The organism is Vreelandella nanhaiensis (assembly GCF_003990185.1).
GTDB classification, from domain to species: Bacteria; Pseudomonadota; Gammaproteobacteria; order Pseudomonadales; family Halomonadaceae; genus Vreelandella; species Vreelandella nanhaiensis.
In genome coordinates this window covers 1-17,870 of sequence record NZ_RZHF01000009.1, presented here as the reverse complement: position 1 = coordinate 17,870, position 17,870 = coordinate 1, and the positions used below count along the sequence as shown (strand labels likewise).

The window sequence follows — 17,870 nt, the reverse complement described above, 5'->3', positions numbered from 1 at the left end:
AAAGCGTACATGCTTATCAAGTACAGGCTTTATTTAACTGTGGTAGCATTCCCGCTCTTTCTGCTGCCATTTATAGCAGCGTTTAACGTAGGATGCTTTTCTTGAAGGCTGCAATGAATACGCACGAATCCCGTGAGTCTCTATCTTTCCCTACAGTTCTAACGGATGTTGCTGTTTTCCTGCTTGCTGGTATAGCCCTTATTGTGCCTAGCGGTTACTCATTAGGTGCCGTTATTTTAATGCTTGCAGGTATTAGCTTGTTGATACGGTGGCGTCTTCCACGTTTGACCCGTGAAGACTGGCAGGTTGTAGCTGTGTTGTGTGCATACACATTGGTAGGAATTGCTGAAGCTTGGTTGGATGGCCAAGGCAGCCGTGGAATGGATAAGCCACTGCGCTTTGTTTTGGCCGTGCCTGCACTCTGGTGGGTGATACGCTATCCCCCTCGTTTAAGCGCTATGTGGGCTGGTATAGCGGTAGGGGGAATGGGTGCTGGTGGTTGGGCCGGTTGGCAAAAGCTGATCGAGGGTGTTGAGCGAGCGCAAGGCCATACCTTCGTTATTCAATTTGGCAACTTGAGCATGTTATTGGGTGTGCTTTGTTTGGCAGGATTAGGGTGGGCGCATGTGCAGCGCCAATATCGTTTTTTATGGATAACTTTACTGTTAATTGGCTTTCTTGGCGGAATGCTAGGGTCCCTTTTTTCAGGTAGTCGAGGTGGATGGGTGGGCTTTCCTTTTGTGCTGCTCGTACTTTATCGTGCTTATGGTAAACATCTTGCTATTTGGATGAAACTAACGATAGTAACGACTCTTTTTGTTGGGGGGATTGCGATCTATTTGATTCCGCAAACGGGTGTTCAGGAGCGTGTACAATATGCGGTTACTGATATTGAAAAATATATAAGTGGCGAAAATCGCTCTAGCTCGTTAGGCGCCCGATTTGAAATGTGGCGTGGGGCTAGCCACTTGATAATGGAAAAGCCGTTAACAGGTTGGGGCGCGCAAGGGTATACCCAAGCAATGCAGGAATTGGGTGAAAAAGGTGTCATCGATAGCCAAGCTGCCGAATATGGACATGCTCATAACGAATTTATTGATGCTTTCGCCAAGCGGGGCCTCTTAGGCTTAATAGTGCTGCTAGGGCTGTATCTTGTGCCCATGCGCTTATTTGCCAGAAAATTAAAAGCGCAAGATTTAGCAACGCGTGCTTTAGCTACTGCTGGCGTACTACTGTCGGTCACTTATATAGACTTTGGTTTATCTCAAGCGTTTTTAAACCACAATAGCGGCGTAATGATGTATGCGTTTATGCTTGTTGTACTATGGGGTACGTATGTTAACCAAAAACGATTGGCTCAGTAGAAGTCGGGATTTTGATTAGTAGTAATATTGGATGGATAATATGAAAAAGCCGGCTTTCAAGCCGGTTTTTTCATTTCTATCATTAAGTTATGCCCAGAGAATGAACCAGTTAGACATATATCACCAAGGTAGAGCATTGCTTGTTAATCCCTTACAATGACGCGTGCATTTTTGGTAGTAAAGGTTTAGAAAATTCATCCGCACAGCGTAGGGCAAGGGAATATGCCCGTACAATCCTTGGGCGGTAGCGTGCCTTTTTTCTGGAAATTACTATGTCGAATACTTCTATTTCTATAGCACGTCCAGCGCGCATGCTACTGGCCGTGTTAGGCATTGCCTTGATAAGTGGCTGTACCACTTACCCAAAAAGTAACGCGCAGCCCGCGCAATATGTATTAAACAACGACCCCGCCACGCTACTTCAGGATGAGAGCCTTAATGAGTTCCTCTCCAAATCACCGGCGGGCGCTGTACTAAATGTAGGCCGCAGCCCTTGGGGCCATAACGTTGAAATTGTTGCCGATGCGCCTTACCTGGCGGCCAGCGGGCGCGAATGTCGCAAGCTCCGGGTAGTGGAAATGGGCAGCACCGCACGCACCGCCTTGGTATGCCAAACACCTAACGGCTGGGTGAATCAGCGCGTGGTTACCCAGATTGATTCATCTGCAACGCAAGGGCGCTATTAATGAACGTTTTACGCTTACTTAAACGCCCGCTTGCAGTAGTTGCCCTGGCAGTGGTCGGCAGCAGCGCTACCAGTGCGGTATGGGCGCAAAGCATTAGCCTGCCCAACAGCATTGTGCCCGCCCAGCAGCAAGGCCAACTGGAAGGCCAATCCCTGGGTGAAGTGAATGACACACCCCGGGCAGACTGGCGCAGCGGCACGTACGGCCCCGTTGCCGCCCCCCCGCGCGACCCCGATATGCTGCCCCCGTTTGGCGCCAACCTGTTTACCGGCGGCTTTCGCGGCGCTATGGGTGATGGCCTGAATTCCGACTACCAGGTAAAACCCGGTGATCAGGTGACCGTCCGCGCCTGGGGGGCCTTCGAGTTTGATCGCGTACTGCCGGTAGATGCCCAAGGCAATATATTCATCCCCGGCTCAGGCCCGCTCAATATTGAAGGCCAGAACAGCCAGCAGGTAGATAACAGCGTGCGCCGCGCGATTACCGCGGTTTACCCGGATAACGTAGAGGTCTATACCAACCTGCAGGGCGTGCAGCCCGTGGCCGTCTTCGTGACCGGCTATGTAGAAAACCCCGGCCGTTACGCAGGCACGCCCAATGATTCCCTGCTGTACTTCCTTGATCAGGCAGGTGGCATCGACCAGGACTTAGGTAGCTACCGTCAAATTCGCATACTGCGTAATAGCCAGACCGTAGCCACGGTGGATCTATACGACTTCCTGATCAATGGCAGCATTGCCCGCCCGCAGTTTCAGGATGGCGATACCATCGTAGTGGAAGAGCGCGGCCCGGCAATTGCCGTAGGCGGCGATGTACACCGTGAACATCGCTACGAGCTAGTAGGTAACCAGCTAAGCGGCGCTGAGCTGGTGAACCTGGCTCGCCTAAAAAGCGGTGTTTCCCACGTGCTGCTGCGCGGCAGCCGGGAAGAGGGCCCCATTGCCCAATATTACCCACTTGACATGTTCTACGGCCAAACCATCCGTAGCGGTGATGAAGTACTGTTCAGTGCCGACAAGCGTAGCGAAACCATCGTAGTGGAAGTGGAGGGCAGCTACTACGGCCCTTCGCGCTACGCGCTACCTCGCGATGCCCGCTTGAGTGAACTGCTGGATGCCATTGCCGTGCCCGAACGCATGACAGCCGTTGAAAGCATTTCACTGCAGCGTGAAAGCGTGAAAGAGCAGCAGCGCCAATCCATGGAAGACAGCCTGCGCCGCCTGGAAACCACCTACCTGAGTGCGCCTTCAAGCACCAATGAAGAAGCCCAGGTGCGTGCCCAGGAAGCCGAGCTGATTCAGGATTTCGTAGCGCGTGCCCGTGAGCTTGAGCCCAGTGGCCGTATGGTAGTGGCCTACGACGGGCGTATTTCTGATATTCGCCTACAGGATGGCGATGTGATCACCATTCCCGAAATCAGCGACTCCATGCTAATCAGTGGTGAAGTACTGGTGCCCCAAGCCGCGGTGTACCGCCCCGGCATGAACGTGATCGATTACATCGAAAGTGCCGGTGGCTTTACCAACCGCGCCGACGACGACCATATCCTGATCGTTCGCCAGAACGGCGCGGTAGAAAACGCCCGCAAGGTGAACCTGCGCCCCGGCGACGAAATTCTCGTCATGCCCGCCGCACCTACGCACAACCTGCAGCTAGCCGCCACGCTCACGCAAATTCTCTATCAGGTAGCTGTCGCCACTCGCGTCGCCGTGGACCTGTAATAGCGAGTAATTGGTAAGCCGTCGCGTGGGTAAGCCGAAGGGCGCACCCGCAACGGCGGCCCGGCGCGAAAGGGCGGCGTCAGCCGCCCCAAGCCTGCAACAGCAACAACCGTAGGATAACCCCAATGGCCGATAACCCAACGGCACCCCGCGGCGCTCGTACGCCCTGGCAGGTAACCCGCAGCGTGTGGTACGCCATGTTCATGCGCGAGGCTATCTCGCGCACCATGGCAGATCGCATGGGTTGGTTTTGGATGATCGCCGAACCAGCTGCATTAGTGGCAATTATGGCAGCCATTCGTAGTTTCATCAGTGGCGACCAACTAATATCCAACGCACCTTTTATTCCCTGGATGATCACTGGAATGCTCGGCTTTTTTTTAGCACGAGATGGCATGCTAAGGGGAATGGGGGCGATTGAGGGGAATAGCTCGCTTTTCGCCTATCGCCAAGTGCAACCAGTTGATCCTGTGCTGGTGCGCGTTTTTCTAGAAGGTATGCTTCGCACCTTTGTGTTCCTACTTTTTATTCTGGGCGGCCTTATGCTGGGGTTAGAGCTTTACCCGGATAACGCGATTCGAGCGATGGCAGGCTGGCTCTCATTATGGATGTTGGGGCTAGGGTTGGGTCTATTTACTTCCGTGGCCAGTGCGCTTGTGCCTGAAGTAGGAAAAATAGTACGTATGCTTTCATTGCCCCTTTTGATACTTTCGGGCGTCATTTTTCCTCTCAATCACCTGCCACATGGGTTGCTCAAGTATTTAATGCTTAATCCGATACCTCATGCACTAGAGTCGCTAAGGCTTGGTTTTTTCGAGAATTATAAAATCATTAACGGTACTAGCATGACTTATTTTTGGATGATAACACTCTCCCTTACTGCCCTTGGGCTGTTAATGCACCTGCGTTTTTCTGATCGTTTGAAGGCAAAATAATCCATGCAAGTTTCATTACACCGTTTTGTGAAAAAATCGCCGCACTGGGCCGTGGCGATAGTAGCTATTATCCTAGTTTCATTTTATTGGTTTGTATGGGCCCAAGACCGTTACGTGTCACGTGCCACTGTGGTATTGGAAAGCCCGCAAGTTGCAACGCCGGAGTTTAGTTTGTCTTCATTGATGGGGAGCGGTGGCGGTGGCAATACACATGATCTGCTACTGTTACGTGAGCACTTACTCTCAGTGGATATGCTTCGCCACTTGGATGAAGAGCTAAACATTCGTGAGCACTACACCGAGCACGGCGATATTTTCGCTAAGCTGCGTGACCGTGAGGCTCCCATTGAAAACCTGCACAAATACTACCTTCGCCGGGTAGGAGTGGAATTAGACGAATACGCGGGGGTACTGAATATCCACGTAGAAGCGTATACACCCGAATTTGCAAATGAAATGACCACGTTGCTGCTACAAGCCGGTGAAAACCATATGAATGAAATGGGCCACCGGTTGGCAGACGAGCAGGTGCGTTTTTTAGAACAACAAATGGTACGCCTGGATGAGCGTTTCACTGAAACACGCCAAGCGTTGCTGGAATATCAAAACGAGTACGGACTGGTGTCGCCAACAGATACCGTCGCGAGCATCAACCAAGTGGTTGCAACGCTTGAGGCGGATTTAGCCCGCCTGCAAGCGCAGCGCAATGCATTGGCCAGCTATCAAAGTACGCAGTCCGCTGAGCTACGCCAAGTGGAACGCAATATTACTGCGCTACGCGATCAAATAGTTGAACAGCGTGATCGTATCGCCCAGGCATCGGGGGATTCCTTAAACAGCGTTTCAGCGCAATATGAAACGCTAGAGCTGCAAGCGCATTTTGCCCAAGAAACCTACTCCAGTGCCCTGGCAGCACTTGAAAACACCCGCCTGGAAGCCGCCCGCCAGCTCAAACAGGTAAGCGTGCTACAAAGCCCGCTAATGCCGGAATACCCAACAGAGCCTAACCGGCTCTATAACAGCAGTGTCTTCGCCATCATCACTATATTCTTGGCCTTTATTTTCAGCATGCTGATGATGATCGTAAAGGATCACCGTGATTGATTAGGCATGAATGGTGAGTACCCGTAGCGCGCGGTAACGCTTTGCGAGGTACGAGCAAATAAGGTACCCGCGGATGGCGGCTGCCAAGCCGCCCTGGCCATGCCACGGAACTTATACTTCGGCGCCATATCGGTAAACCCCGGCAGCGCTAATCGCGATGCTCCCGCGGGTGCGCCTAACGGCTTACCACGCGCTACGGTACGTGCCATTTCCGGGTGGTGGGAGAAACCATCATTTGCGGCATCTCAAACGTTTGGGAAACCCGTAGCGCGTGGTAACGTTTTGCGAGGTACGAGCAAATAAGGCACCCGCGGAAGGCGGCTGACAAGCCGCCCGAATAAGCCACCAAGGCCAATTCGCCACCCGGCTCAAAACAAGCCAAACGAAACAAACCAAAACCGGAGAGCTGGATGCTCGATATCATTCACCATGGCGGCGCCACTGAGGTTACAGGAAGTTGCCACCAACTGATATTAAACAACGAGCACTCGTTACTCATCGATTGTGGTCTCTTCCAGGGCGAAGACGCCGCGGAAGACACCTTCGAGCAACTGCAAATCGAGTTCGATATCAGTACCGTTCAGGCGCTAATCATCACCCACGTCCATATCGATCACGTAGGGCGGTTGCCGTACCTGCTGGCGGCAGGGTTTAAAGGCCCTATCATCTGCTCCGAGCCTTCTGCCAAACTACTTCCGCTAGTGATTGAAGGCGCGCTTAAAATTGGCTTTACCCGTAATGCTGATCTCATCAACCGCTTTCAGGCTCAACTTGAATCACAGATCATAAGCGTGCCCTACGGTAAGTGGCATAGAGTTGCTACTAACACTATCGGCACCGCACGCATAAAGCTTAAGCGGGCAGGGCACATTCTAGGCTCCTGCTATGTAGAGATAGCTTACCAAGCCACTGATACCGGCGAAAAAGAGCGCATCGTGTTTTCAGGTGATTTAGGCGCGCCCCATGCACCGTTGCTACCCGCGCCAAAATCACCCAATGGCTGCAATCAGCTGGTACTTGAAAGTACCTATGGCAACCGCACCCATCCAGACCGCCGCCAGCGCCGTGCTGTATTAAAGAAAGCCATAGAGCAAGCACTCGCTAACGGGGGCACTGTGATGGTGCCGGCCTTTAGCATAGGCCGTACCCAAGAGTTACTCTACGAGCTGGAAGGCATCATTAACGACACTAAAAGCAGCCAGTGGAAAAAGCTGGAAATCATTGTCGATTCACCGCTAGCTGCCCGTTTCACAAAGGTATACCGCGAGCTAAAACCCTACTGGGACGAGGAAGCCCAAAAGCGGCTTAAAGGCGGCCGCCACCCACTTAATTTTGCCAGCCTATACACGGTGAATAGCCACGCAGAGCACGAACAAACGGTTGAGTATTTAGCCAAAACAGGCCGCCCAGCCGTGGTAATTGCTGCCAGCGGCATGTGCGCAGGCGGGCGCATCATGAACTACCTGAAAGCCATGTTAAGGGATGCCCGCCACCAAGTACTGTTTGTAGGCTACCAAGGCGCAGGCACCCCAGGGCGGGCAATACAACAGTACGGCCCCCAAGGTGGTTGGGTAGAGATAGACGGTCAGCGCATTGATATAAAAGCAGGCGTTACGTCCATCAGCGGCTACTCCGCCCATGCTGATCAACAAGACCTGCTTAACTTCGTAAAACGTATGCGCCGCTGGCCCAATACCATTCACCTGGTACACGGCGACCAAGACGCTCGCGCCGCGCTGAAAAGCAAGCTAAAAGCAATGTACGAACGAAAGGGCAGGGAAGTAAGAGTTGCCAGCTCTTCGTAGCGCGTGGTAACGAATCTCGCGAGGAACGAGCGAATGAGGCACCCGCAGCGGCGGCCCGGCGCGGAAGGCGTCGGCACGACGCCCTGATCTTGCCATTGTGCCCACCTTCAGTACCGTCTCATGATGCTCTCGCGAATGGCGGCATTAGCTGCCCAATGCCAACACAGCACTCTGTTTTGAAATATCACCGGTTACTAACACTAAATGATCGAAATTAAAAACCTCTACAAACGCTACCACAACCACCACGGCAGCGATTGGGTGCTCAAGGACATCAACCTTACGATCCCCACAGGTGTTAGCGTAGGGCTGATTGGTGCCAACGGCGCGGGTAAATCTACATTGCTGCGCCTAATTGCCGGTATGGACAAGCCCGAAAAGGGTGAAGTGATACGCCACAGTCGTGTTTCCTGGCCCGTGGGGTTGGCAGGCGGCATGCAGAACAACATGACCGGGCGGCAAAACACTAAGTTTGTTGCTCGTGTGCAAGGCAGCACCCCGCAAGAGGTCAAGCGAGTCATTAAATTTGTCGAAGTCTTTGCAGAGATTGGCGAAGCTTTTGATGAACCGGTGCGCACATACTCATCCGGCATGCGTTCCCGACTGTCATTCGGTTTATCGCTTTCTTTCGACTTCGATATCTATATCTCTGATGAAGCCACCGCCGTTGGTGATAGAGCCTTCAAAGAAAAGGCCACTGCTCTGTTCAAGTCTAAAGTCGGCCAAGCCTCGCTGATTATGGTTTCTCACTCAGAAGGTATTTTGAAGGATCTTTGCCAATCAGGGCTCTACCTAAAAGAGGGACGAGCCTATTGGTATGACGATATTAATAAAGCCATTGAGGCCTACCATGCGGATATTGACAATGGTAAAGCGGTTACTAAACCAAAAACCGCGAGTAAACCTAAACGTTTTGATAACCTGCCCGGTAGTATCCCTGAAGCGGAAAAACATCTGCAACAAGCAAAAGGTAAGTTAGAAGAAGCACAAAGAGCGCTAGAAGTTGCGAAGCAACAAAACCTATTACCTATTTACCGTAAACATATTCGTGACGACATTCCCAAGCGGCAACAGCAAATTGCCAATGCTCAGCTTCATTTAGAGGCACTTAAGCAAGAGCAGAGCAGTGCCAGCGCCCCTGCTGAATAAGCTTGAATAGCAAACCCAAGGACTATAGTACATGGCGAATAAAACTTTCTTAATTACCGGCGGTGCTGGTTTTATTGGTTCAGCGGTCGTGCGCGAGCTTATTCAGAACTCAACCCACCAGGTTGTGAACGTAGACAAGCTCACTTACGCCGGTAATTTAGAATCGCTCGCTAGCGTTAAGACTAGTGAGCGTTATACCTTCGCACAGGCTGACATATGTGATGTACAAGCCATGCAGCAACTATTTGAACAGCATCAGCCTGATGTTGTGATGCACCTAGCGGCAGAAAGCCATGTGGATCGTTCTATTGATGGCCCCGCTGAGTTTATTCAAACCAACGTGGTTGGCACTGCCGTACTGCTAGAGGCGGCACGTAACTATTGGAAAAAGCTGCAAGAACAGAATGCTGCCAAAGCCGAGGAATTCCGTTTTCATCATATCTCAACCGATGAAGTATATGGCGATTTGGAGGGCACAGATGACTTGTTCACCGAAGAGACATCCTATGCGCCAAGCTCGCCTTATTCGGCGAGTAAAGCCAGTTCTGACCATTTAGTGCGAGCTTGGCAGCGCACCTACGGCCTTCCAACGCTGGTAACTAATTGCTCCAATAATTACGGGCCGTACCACTTTCCGGAAAAGCTCATCCCGCTGATGATTCTCAACGCCTTGGCTGGCAAGTCACTTCCGGTCTACGGCGATGGTCAGCAAATCCGAGACTGGCTCTATGTAGAAGACCACGCCCGCGCGTTAATAAAAGTAGCTACCGAAGGCCAAGTAGGCGAGACCTACAATATTGGTGGTCACAATGAGAAAGCCAACCTCACTGTCGTAGAAACGCTATGCGATTTGCTGCAAGAACTGGTGCCGCAAGAAACTTCGTACCGTGAGTTGATTACCTTCGTAACAGATCGACCCGGCCACGATGTTCGCTACGCCATTGATGCCAGCAAAATCGAACGCGAACTAGGTTGGGTACCAGAGGAAACCTTTGAGTCGGGCCTGCGCAAAACCGTTGAGTGGTACCTCACCAACGAAAACTGGTGGAAACGCGTACAAGACGGCAGCTACCAAGGCGAGCGGTTAGGCGTTAACGCATAACGCGCATAGGCAAATACCTTGTAGCGCGTGGTAAGCGATAGCGCACCCGCGGGAGCAGCGCGATTAGCGCTGCCGGGGTTGGGTTATATTATGCCAAAGTATAAGTTCGGCGATGCATACAAGGCGGCTTGGTAGCCGCTACCCGCGGGTGCCTTATTTGCTCGTACCCTCGCAAAACGTTACCACGCGCTACGGTACGAGCCTCTCCCGAGCATGTGCCATGCACGTACTTGCATAACCTGATAACCGTAGCGCGTGGTAAGCCACTAGGCGCACCCGCGGAAGCACCGCGATCAGCGGTGCCGAAGGTCAGCACGGCAATATAATTAAAGCAATATGCACGAAAAGGATTTTCCATGAATATTTTCATCACCGGTGGCAACGGCCAGGTTGGTTTTGAACTTCAGCGTCAGTTTGCCGTCTTCGGCAGCATTCTGGCCCCCAGCCGTCAGGAACTCGATCTAACCAACGCTCAGGCCGTCGATGCTTACCTTACCGAACACAAGCCCGCGTTAATCCTTAACGCCGCCGCCTACACTGCCGTAGATAAAGCCGAAAGCGAACCAGAACAGGCCAGGCGTTTAAACACAGAGCTTCCCGCACAACTGGCGCGCTACGCCGCCCAGCACGATATTACCCTGGTGCAATATTCAAGCGATTACGTATACCCAGGCAACGGGGAAACCTCATGGCAGGAAAACAGCCCCACCGGCCCGCTAAGTATATACGGCCAAACCAAGCTGGAAGGGGACAACGCGGTGATTGAAAGTGGCGCTAGCCATCTGATCTTCCGCACCAGTTGGGTATATGCCGCACGCGGTAACAACTTCATGAAAACCATGCTACGCCTAGGGCGTGAGCGTGATGCGCTTAGCATTGTGAATGATCAGATAGGTGCGCCCACCCCCGCGCGTCTTATTGCCCAAGTGACTTCTATGACATTCACTCCTCACGATTCACAACTGCTTATCCGCATTCCCAATGGCATCTATCACTTAGCCCCGCGTGGAGAAACCAGTTGGCATGGGTTTGCGTGTGAGATTTTTGAGCAGGCCACTGAACTAGGTGAAGGGCTGGCCATTAAGCCTGAAAGGACAGCAGGTATGCCCACATCGGATTATCCAACCCCCGCGCAACGTCCGCTAAATTCGCGTATGGCGCTTGATAAGCTTGAAAATGCGTTAGGTATCGTTATGCCTACCTGGCAAAGCCAGCTAGCGCTAACGCTTAAAGAATATTGTGAGAAGTAACGAGTAAGTGCTGATAAGTACGACACGTCCCGCATTGCACATGAAAATACTGAAGGCCAATGAATTATGAACACTTCACCCCTTACCACTGACTCCTCGCAAAGAAAAGGCATTATTCTGGCAGGCGGTTCCGGCACCCGTTTGCACCCTATAACGCGGGGGGTCTCCAAACAGCTACTACCTGTGTATGACAAACCGATGATCTATTATCCGGTTTCTGTGCTCATGCTCGCCGGTATTCGCGATATCTTGATTATCTCTACGCCAGAAGACCTTCCTCAATATAAAAACTTGTTAGGTAACGGCGAAGATTTTGGTGTTCGTTTTGAGTACGCCGAACAGCCAAGCCCAGATGGCTTGGCCCAAGCGTTTCTCATCGGCGAAGAGTTTATCGGTGAAAGCCCCGTTTGCTTAGTGTTGGGCGATAACATCTTTCACGGTCAGCATTTTTCTGACCAACTAAAACGTGCCAGTAACCATGCAAAAGGCGCCACCGTATTTGGTTATTTGGTCAAAGACCCTGAGCGGTTTGGAGTAGTGGAATTCAGTGAAGAGGGCAAAGCGCTTTCGATTGAAGAAAAACCGGAAAAGCCAAAATCCGCCTATGCGGTGACAGGATTGTATTTTTATGACAATGACATTGTCGAAATTGCCAAGCGGGTCAAGCCATCCGAACGTGGCGAGCTGGAAATTACCAGTGTTAATAATGTCTACCTGGAGCGTGGTGATTTGCGAGTAGAGCGTTTAGGCCGCGGTTTTGCCTGGCTAGATACTGGCACCCATGACAGCTTGCTGGAAGCTAGCCAGTACGTACAAACCATAGAGCACCGCCAGGGGCTGAAAATCGCTTGTCTGGAAGAGATCGCTTGGCAAAACGGCTGGATCAACGATGAACGTCTAAATGAGCTTGCCAAGCCGCTTTCCAAAACCCAATACGGCCAATACCTACAGCGCCTTTTAAGCGGTAAGAAGTAGGAAGTGAAAGAGGAGGCGATAACTAGCATTACTCGGTACCCATACTTCATCACTCACTATTCACGGTCTAATCATGCAATACGAAAAACTCGCTATTCCAGATGTAGTACTGCTAACTCCGCAAGTATTTGGCGATGAGCGTGGTTTCTTTCTTGAAACCTTCCGCCAGAGCGAATTTGAAAACCATTGCGGCAGTTACCAGTTTGTACAAGATAACCATAGCAAATCGGCTCAAGGAATTTTACGCGGACTGCATTATCAATATGAGCAGCCACAAGGCAAGCTGGTACGCGTAACCCGTGGTGAAGTATTCGATGTTGCGGTAGATATGCGGAAAAGCTCACCTACATTTGGTCAATGGGTGGGTGTGCTTTTGAGTGAAGAAAACAAACAATTGCTGTGGGTGCCGCCAGGTTTCGCGCATGGTTTTTACGTGACGAGTGAAGAAGCAGAATTTCAATATAAGTGTACTGATTACTACAATCCTGGTGATGAAGTATCCATTTTATGGAAGGACCCTACATTAGCCATACAATGGCCACTGAAGAAAGACATGGAGCCTCAGGTTTCAGATAAAGATGCCAAAGGTTGCTCTTGGAAGAACGCACCTAAATTTTCATAAAAAACAAAAATTAAAGGAATGACAATGAAAACGTGTGTGCTCATTTTAGGGATGCATCGCAGTGGGACTTCTGCCGTAACAGGTGCATTAGAAAAATTAGGAGTTTCTCTTCCGCAAGATTTATGGCCAGCACAAGATGATAACCCAAAAGGTTTTTTCGAGGGCCGTAGAGTTATAGAGATTAATGAACTTATTTTAAAAGAATCAGGTTCCAGTTATGACGACACACGGTTTCAAAAGCATTTAACAAACGATCTGATAGAGAAATATCTAGATAGAACCAAGAGATTAATCGAGGAAGAGTTTTCTTATAGCAAAATCTTTGCGCTTAAAGATCCTAGAATGTGTGTTACCTTCCCGCTTTGGGAGCGCGCACTCAAAGAGCTTGAGATAGAAATTAAGGTTATCTTACCTTATCGCAACCCTTTTGAAGTAGCACGTTCACTTAAGTCTCGCAATGATTTTTCCACAGATAAATCTCTTCTGATTTGGGTTAAACACGTTTTGTATGCAGAAAAGTATTCTAGGTCTTACTCACGTTATTTTTTAAGCTTTAATAGCCTGTTGACTAATGCCGAAGAAGAAATTACCAAAATTGCAAACTTTATTGGTGTTAAAGCTGAATCTTCTTCCATTGGTGAAGTTCGTAGTAATTTTTTAGAAAAAGAGCTTAAGCACCATAATCTTAATCTTAATAATGTTGCAGAGGAAATTCCTTTTTTTATTAAGAAGCTAATTGCTTTTGTAGAAAGAGAAAACTTTTCAGAAGCGACAGTTGACGAGTTTGATGTCATATTTAACGAGGCCAGTTCGCTCTACAAGTTATTTCATACTCATGATGTGCAATTTCAAAGTGACATTTCTCGTGCTCTTCATGCACAAAGAGATCAAGCTAGTGATCGCGCACAGAGCCTAGAGCAGCAGCTAAGCGAGCAGCAGCATGCCAATGAACAGGTCTTGCAGGGCAAAGAAGACCTGCTACGCCAGTTAGAAGCCGAGAAGACTCAGTTAGAGCAGACTAGAGCCGATCAAGCGGAGCAGAGCCAAGCAAAGATAAAGACTTTGGAGGGCGAGAAAGCAGAACTAGCTGGTGCGCGGGAGCAGTTAGAACGCGAGATGGGAAGCCTGCTTGGCGACTTGGAAGCCGTTAAAAAAGCCAAACAAACACAGAAATCATCTTATAAAGATCGCATTCACACTATTGAACAACAGCTATGCGAGCAACAGCACGCCAATGAGCAGATGTTGCAGGGCAAAGAAGACCTGCTACGCCAGTTAGAAGCCGAGAAGACTCAGTTAGAGCAGGCTAGAGCCGACCAAGTGGAGCAGAGCCAAGCAGAGATAAAGATTTTGGAGGGCGAGAAAGCAGAATTAGCTGGTGCGCGGGAACAGCTAGAACGCGAGATGAGAAGCCTGCTTGGCGACTTGGAAACCGTAAAAAAAACTAAACAAACGCAGAAAGCATCTGACGAAGATCGCATCCACACTCTTGAGCAGCAGCTAAGCGAGCAGCAGCACGCCAATGAGCAGATCTTGCAGGTCAAAGAAGATCTGCTACGCCAGCTAGAAGTCGAGAAATCTCAGATGGAATACGCCAGAGTCGATCGTGAAGAACAATATGAAATAAAGATTAAAGAACTAGAAGATGAAAAAGTCAAGCTTATACAAGATAGAAATAAATTGGCTCAAGAAGTAAAGTTGTTGACGGAATCAATTGATCAAGTCGTTAAAGACCTTTCTCGTATCAAAGAAAGCAAAAGTTGGATCTACACCAAGCCGATTCGGAATTTACATAAAGTTTTTTTTAAAAAAGAATTGGAAAAACAATGAAGTCGAAATATATTAAAAAGATATTGGAGAAAACTAATTTCTTTGATAAGTTTTATTACTTGCGTAGCTACCAAGATTCTAGATTAGCAGATGAATCTCCTCTTGAACATTTTATTAAAGTGGGGTTAGCAGAAAAAAGAAAACCCAACAAAGATTTTGATCCTGTTTGGTATTTAAACAACTATCCTGATGTTAAAGATTCAGGGATACATCCTTTGATTCATTTTTTATTGCACGGTCGTGATGAAGGGCGCCTGCAGAATGAAGAAGAAAAAAAACAGTATGATGCTGTGATAGCAGCAGGTGATTTTGATACTGTTTTTTATAAAGAAAGCTACGAAGACCTTCAGTCACTTAGTGTTGGTTTTGATTTAATTACCCACTATATTCGTTACGGAAAATATGAAGGTAGAAGCTACGTTAATCTGCATAAGCCAGATAGGCAAATTGAACGCTCAGCAACTAATTTAAAGATAGAGTTTGAAAAGAAAGACAAAGCTCAAAGTGGCATTTATAGCGCTCAATTTGATAGTAACTATTATCTAGATAAAAACCTTGATGTAGCAGAGGCTGGTATCGATCCCGAGTGGCATTATTATGCCTGCGGCGAAAAAGAAGGGCGTCAGCCGAATGAGTCATTTGATCCTACCTTCTATTACAAACTGAATGCAGACGTTCGCAAAGCGGATATTTCGGCATTCCGTCATTACATTGATTCGGGGCGAGAAGAGGGCCGCGCTAGTCATTCCCCCCTGGAAGACGATGATAGGATTACCATCAATGCGGCCAAGCCCCTTCTATTTGTCGGGCACGATGGCGTTCTGGCCGGCTCAGAGATTGTGCTGCTGGAAGTTGTACGCTGGTTCTATAATCATACTGCGCGGCAAATCAAACTCCTGTTGCTTGCCCCTGGCCCCGTGGCAGATCGCTATGCGGAATTCGCCGATGTGTACGTTTTGCCAGGGGACGGTGCAGATCATGCGCAAGCCCTAAAAGCCTTTCTGCATGAAGACTTTGAATTCGCCTATCTAAATACCGTGGTATCTGGCAGGCTATTCCCGCTGTTAGAAGAGCATGGTATTACCCTGGACTGCGATGTCATCACCCATATCCACGAAATGGAAAAAGTGTTGGCAACTTTTCCGACGGAAATGCAAACACTGCTCAGCCATACCAAACACTGGATATCCGCTTCTCCCGCATCGTCGGCAACGCTTGCATCTAAATATGAGATTCCCAGAGAAACACTGACAACGGTACCGGCGTTCATTAACCCCGTGGCACGGAATGACGCCACCACCAATGAGCTTCAGGCCGAAGCCCGACAAGAGCTGGGTCTAAGCCCGAACGCATTTGTTGTGATTGGCTGTGGCACCCTGTATGAACGCAAAGGCCCTGACTTGTTCCTTGAGACCGCTCGTCTTCTGAAGCGGAAAACGGCCAGACCCATCGAATTTCTGTGGATGGGCCAGGGGCCTTGGAGGGAAGAGCTGGAAGGATCACTAAGCGAGGAAGAAAAGAACTGGATACACTTTGCCGGTAACCGCAACAACGCCAACAGACTGTTGGCTGCTGCTGATGTATTCTTCATGTCATCCAGAGAAGACCCCTTCCCGTTAGTTGTACTTGAATCCGCCCAGCATGCCGTGCCGACCGTTTGCTTTGAACCAGCGACTGGCATCACTGCATTCATTGAAGACGATGCTGGCATCGCGGTACCAGCTATTGATACCTTAATGGCTTCCGAGTCATTACAAAGGCTTCTGGAACATCCACATCAAAAGAAGGCACTGGGCGACACCGCAAGGCGGAAACTGTTTGAAAATTACACCACTGAACAGCAAAACCTTAAAATCTTCAGTACCATACAGCGCGTTACCGGCTACAAGCCTTCTGTCTCCGTTATTGTGCCTTTCTATAACCACGAAAAGTTCATCGAGGAACGTCTGGACAGCATCCTTGCCCAGCCGATTAAAGATATCGAGATCATTGCCCTGGATGACTGCTCCACCGACAACACCGTCGAAAAGGTCCGCCCCTACCTGGAAGACACCCGGATAACATTGGCGGAGAACGACAAAAACTCAGGGTCGCCCTTCAAACAGTGGGAAAAAGGCATCCGTATGGCTAGTGGCGACGTAGTATGGATTGCGGAAGGGGACGATAGTTGTGATACCAATTTTCTGGAAACGTTGCTGCCATATTTTGATGATCCGATGGTGAACATCGCCAGCGCGAAAACAGAAATCATTGATGAACATGGAACCCTGAAAGAAAATGCGCTGATGCCGTATTTAGATATGGCTTATCCTGGAAAATTCAGTCAGAGCTACTTGAAGGATGGATTCCAGGAAATCAACGAGCAGCTCGGTGCCATGTGTACTTTAGTTAATGCCAGTGGTTTGCTGATCCGTAAATCGTCCTTCGGAGCCACTCTGAGGTAATCCCCCCGAAAAACCAGGGTGCTCAAAAGTAGAATTTTCCGTAAGCTAAACGCAGGGAGATTCTGCATGAAAAAATCACGTTTTTCTGACAGCCAAATACTGTCAATCCTCAAGCAAGCCGAAGGCGGTGCCCCGGTTCCGGAGCTATGTCGTGAGCACGGTATGAGCAGCGCGACCTTCTATAAGTGGCGAGCTAAATTCGGTGGTATGGATGCGTCCATGATGGCACGGCTAAAAGAGCTAGAGGATGAAAACCGACGGCTCAAGAAGATGTATGCCGAGGAACGATTGAAAGCGGATATCCTCAAGGAAGCCATCGAAAAAAAGTGGTGAAGCCGTCTCGTCGCCGTGAGATGGCGCAGAAAGCCGTCATGGAAAAGCACGTCAGCATCCGCCTAGCCTGCTGGATGTTTAGCATCAGTGAAAATTGCTATCGATACCAAGCGAAGCTCCGCGGCGAGAACGATCAAATCGCCGACTGGTTGATCACGCTGACGCATAACCAGAGAAACTGGGGCTTTGGCTTGTGCTTCCTGCACCTACGTAATGTGAAAGGCTTTCGTTGGAACCATAAGCGGGTCTACCGGATTTACCGAGAGTTGGAGCTGAATCTTCGGATCAAACCGAAGAAACGGTTAATCCGCGAGAAGCCTGAACCTTTAGCGGTGCCTGAAACGATTAATGACAGCTGGTCTATGGATTTTATGCATGACCAACTGAGCGACGGTCGTCGCTACCGTCTACTGAATGTGATCGACGACTTTAACCGAGAAGGTCTTGGTATCGAAGTAGACATCTCGTTGCCTACTGAACGAGTTATCCGGGCGCTAGACCAGATCATTGAATGGCGTGGTAAGCCGCACTCTATTCGTTGTGACAACGG

Annotated in this window: 13 protein-coding genes and 1 pseudogene; all 14 read left to right on the top strand. The window is 49.7% G+C overall.

The annotated features are described in order from the left end of the window. The first annotated feature begins 101 nt into the window (after nt 1-101). Entirely contained in the window at nt 102-1,364 is a 1,263-nt protein-coding gene (locus ELY38_RS07910; protein WP_246009094.1) for an O-antigen ligase family protein, read from the top strand. 272 nt (nt 1,365-1,636) lie between these two features. Then, nucleotides 1,637-2,050 carry a DVU3141 family protein gene (locus ELY38_RS07905; RefSeq protein ID WP_127061171.1) on the top strand — a complete coding sequence of 138 codons (414 nt, stop codon included), beginning with the start codon at nt 1,637-1,639 and terminating at the stop codon, nt 2,048-2,050. Next, nucleotides 2,050-3,771, top strand: a complete 1,722-nt coding sequence (locus ELY38_RS07900; RefSeq protein ID WP_127061169.1) for a polysaccharide biosynthesis/export family protein — start codon at nt 2,050-2,052, stop codon at nt 3,769-3,771. Before ELY38_RS07905 ends, ELY38_RS07900 begins: the two co-directional genes overlap by 1 nt. 125 nt (nt 3,772-3,896) lie before the next feature. Beyond that, nucleotides 3,897-4,706: an ABC transporter permease gene (locus ELY38_RS07895; RefSeq protein ID WP_127061167.1), complete on the top strand. Its 810-nt coding sequence runs from the start codon at nt 3,897-3,899 to the stop codon at nt 4,704-4,706. Between the two features lie 3 nt (nt 4,707-4,709). After that, nucleotides 4,710-5,810 (top strand): KpsE/RkpR family capsule polysaccharide export protein, encoded by a 1,101-nt coding sequence (locus ELY38_RS07890; protein ID WP_127061165.1) that lies wholly within the window; start codon nt 4,710-4,712, stop codon nt 5,808-5,810. Between the two features lie 410 nt (nt 5,811-6,220). Beyond that, nucleotides 6,221-7,615, top strand: a complete 1,395-nt coding sequence (locus ELY38_RS07885) for an MBL fold metallo-hydrolase RNA specificity domain-containing protein (RefSeq protein ID WP_127061164.1) — start codon at nt 6,221-6,223, stop codon at nt 7,613-7,615. Nucleotides 7,616-7,819: 204 nt separating this feature from the next. Further along, the gene (locus tag ELY38_RS07880; protein WP_127061162.1) at nt 7,820-8,764 is read left to right on the top strand and encodes an ABC transporter ATP-binding protein; all 945 of its coding nucleotides are present in this window, start codon (nt 7,820-7,822) and stop codon (nt 8,762-8,764) included. Between the two features lie 31 nt (nt 8,765-8,795). Beyond that, nucleotides 8,796-9,866, top strand: coding sequence for a dTDP-glucose 4,6-dehydratase (gene rfbB / locus ELY38_RS07875; protein ID WP_127061160.1), 1,071 nt, complete (start codon nt 8,796-8,798; stop codon nt 9,864-9,866). Between the two features lie 356 nt (nt 9,867-10,222). Next, entirely contained in the window at nt 10,223-11,116 is an 894-nt protein-coding gene (gene rfbD / locus ELY38_RS07870) for a dTDP-4-dehydrorhamnose reductase (RefSeq protein WP_127061158.1), read from the top strand. Between the two features lie 66 nt (nt 11,117-11,182). Next, complete coding sequence (rfbA, locus tag ELY38_RS07865) at nt 11,183-12,091, top strand: glucose-1-phosphate thymidylyltransferase RfbA (RefSeq protein WP_127061156.1); 909 nt, start codon at nt 11,183-11,185, stop codon at nt 12,089-12,091. A 73-nt stretch (nt 12,092-12,164) separates the two neighbouring features. Beyond that, the gene (gene rfbC / locus ELY38_RS07860) at nt 12,165-12,713 is read left to right on the top strand and encodes a dTDP-4-dehydrorhamnose 3,5-epimerase (protein WP_127061154.1); all 549 of its coding nucleotides are present in this window, start codon (nt 12,165-12,167) and stop codon (nt 12,711-12,713) included. Between the two features lie 24 nt (nt 12,714-12,737). Continuing rightward, the gene (locus ELY38_RS07855; RefSeq protein WP_185858937.1) at nt 12,738-14,543 is read left to right on the top strand and encodes a sulfotransferase domain-containing protein; all 1,806 of its coding nucleotides are present in this window, start codon (nt 12,738-12,740) and stop codon (nt 14,541-14,543) included. Next, a complete protein-coding gene (locus tag ELY38_RS07850) occupies nt 14,540-16,987 on the top strand; it encodes a glycosyltransferase (RefSeq protein WP_127061150.1) in 2,448 nt (815 codons plus the stop codon). The genes ELY38_RS07855 and ELY38_RS07850 overlap by 4 nt, the downstream gene beginning before the upstream one ends. A gap of 66 nt (nt 16,988-17,053) precedes the next feature. Beyond that, a pseudogene (locus ELY38_RS07845) lies at nt 17,054-17,870 on the top strand (IS3 family transposase); the annotation flags it as partial.

Bases quoted from the DNA above. Each gene is read 5' to 3' on its own strand.
- ELY38_RS07905 (WP_127061171.1), top strand. From the start codon at position 1,637: ATGTCGAATACTTCTATTTCTATAGCACGTCCAGCGCGCATGCTACTG.
- ELY38_RS07900 (WP_127061169.1), top strand. From the start codon at position 2,050: ATGAACGTTTTACGCTTACTTAAACGCCCGCTTGCAGTAGTTGCCCTG.
- ELY38_RS07895 (WP_127061167.1), top strand. From the start codon at position 3,897: ATGGCCGATAACCCAACGGCACCCCGCGGCGCTCGTACGCCCTGGCAG.
- ELY38_RS07890 (WP_127061165.1), top strand. From the start codon at position 4,710: ATGCAAGTTTCATTACACCGTTTTGTGAAAAAATCGCCGCACTGGGCC.
- ELY38_RS07885 (WP_127061164.1), top strand. From the start codon at position 6,221: ATGCTCGATATCATTCACCATGGCGGCGCCACTGAGGTTACAGGAAGT.
- ELY38_RS07880 (WP_127061162.1), top strand. From the start codon at position 7,820: ATGATCGAAATTAAAAACCTCTACAAACGCTACCACAACCACCACGGC.
- rfbB (WP_127061160.1), top strand. From the start codon at position 8,796: ATGGCGAATAAAACTTTCTTAATTACCGGCGGTGCTGGTTTTATTGGT.
- rfbD (WP_127061158.1), top strand. From the start codon at position 10,223: ATGAATATTTTCATCACCGGTGGCAACGGCCAGGTTGGTTTTGAACTT.
- rfbA (WP_127061156.1), top strand. From the start codon at position 11,183: ATGAACACTTCACCCCTTACCACTGACTCCTCGCAAAGAAAAGGCATT.
- rfbC (WP_127061154.1), top strand. From the start codon at position 12,165: ATGCAATACGAAAAACTCGCTATTCCAGATGTAGTACTGCTAACTCCG.
- ELY38_RS07855 (WP_185858937.1), top strand. From the start codon at position 12,738: ATGAAAACGTGTGTGCTCATTTTAGGGATGCATCGCAGTGGGACTTCT.
- ELY38_RS07850 (WP_127061150.1), top strand. From the start codon at position 14,540: ATGAAGTCGAAATATATTAAAAAGATATTGGAGAAAACTAATTTCTTT.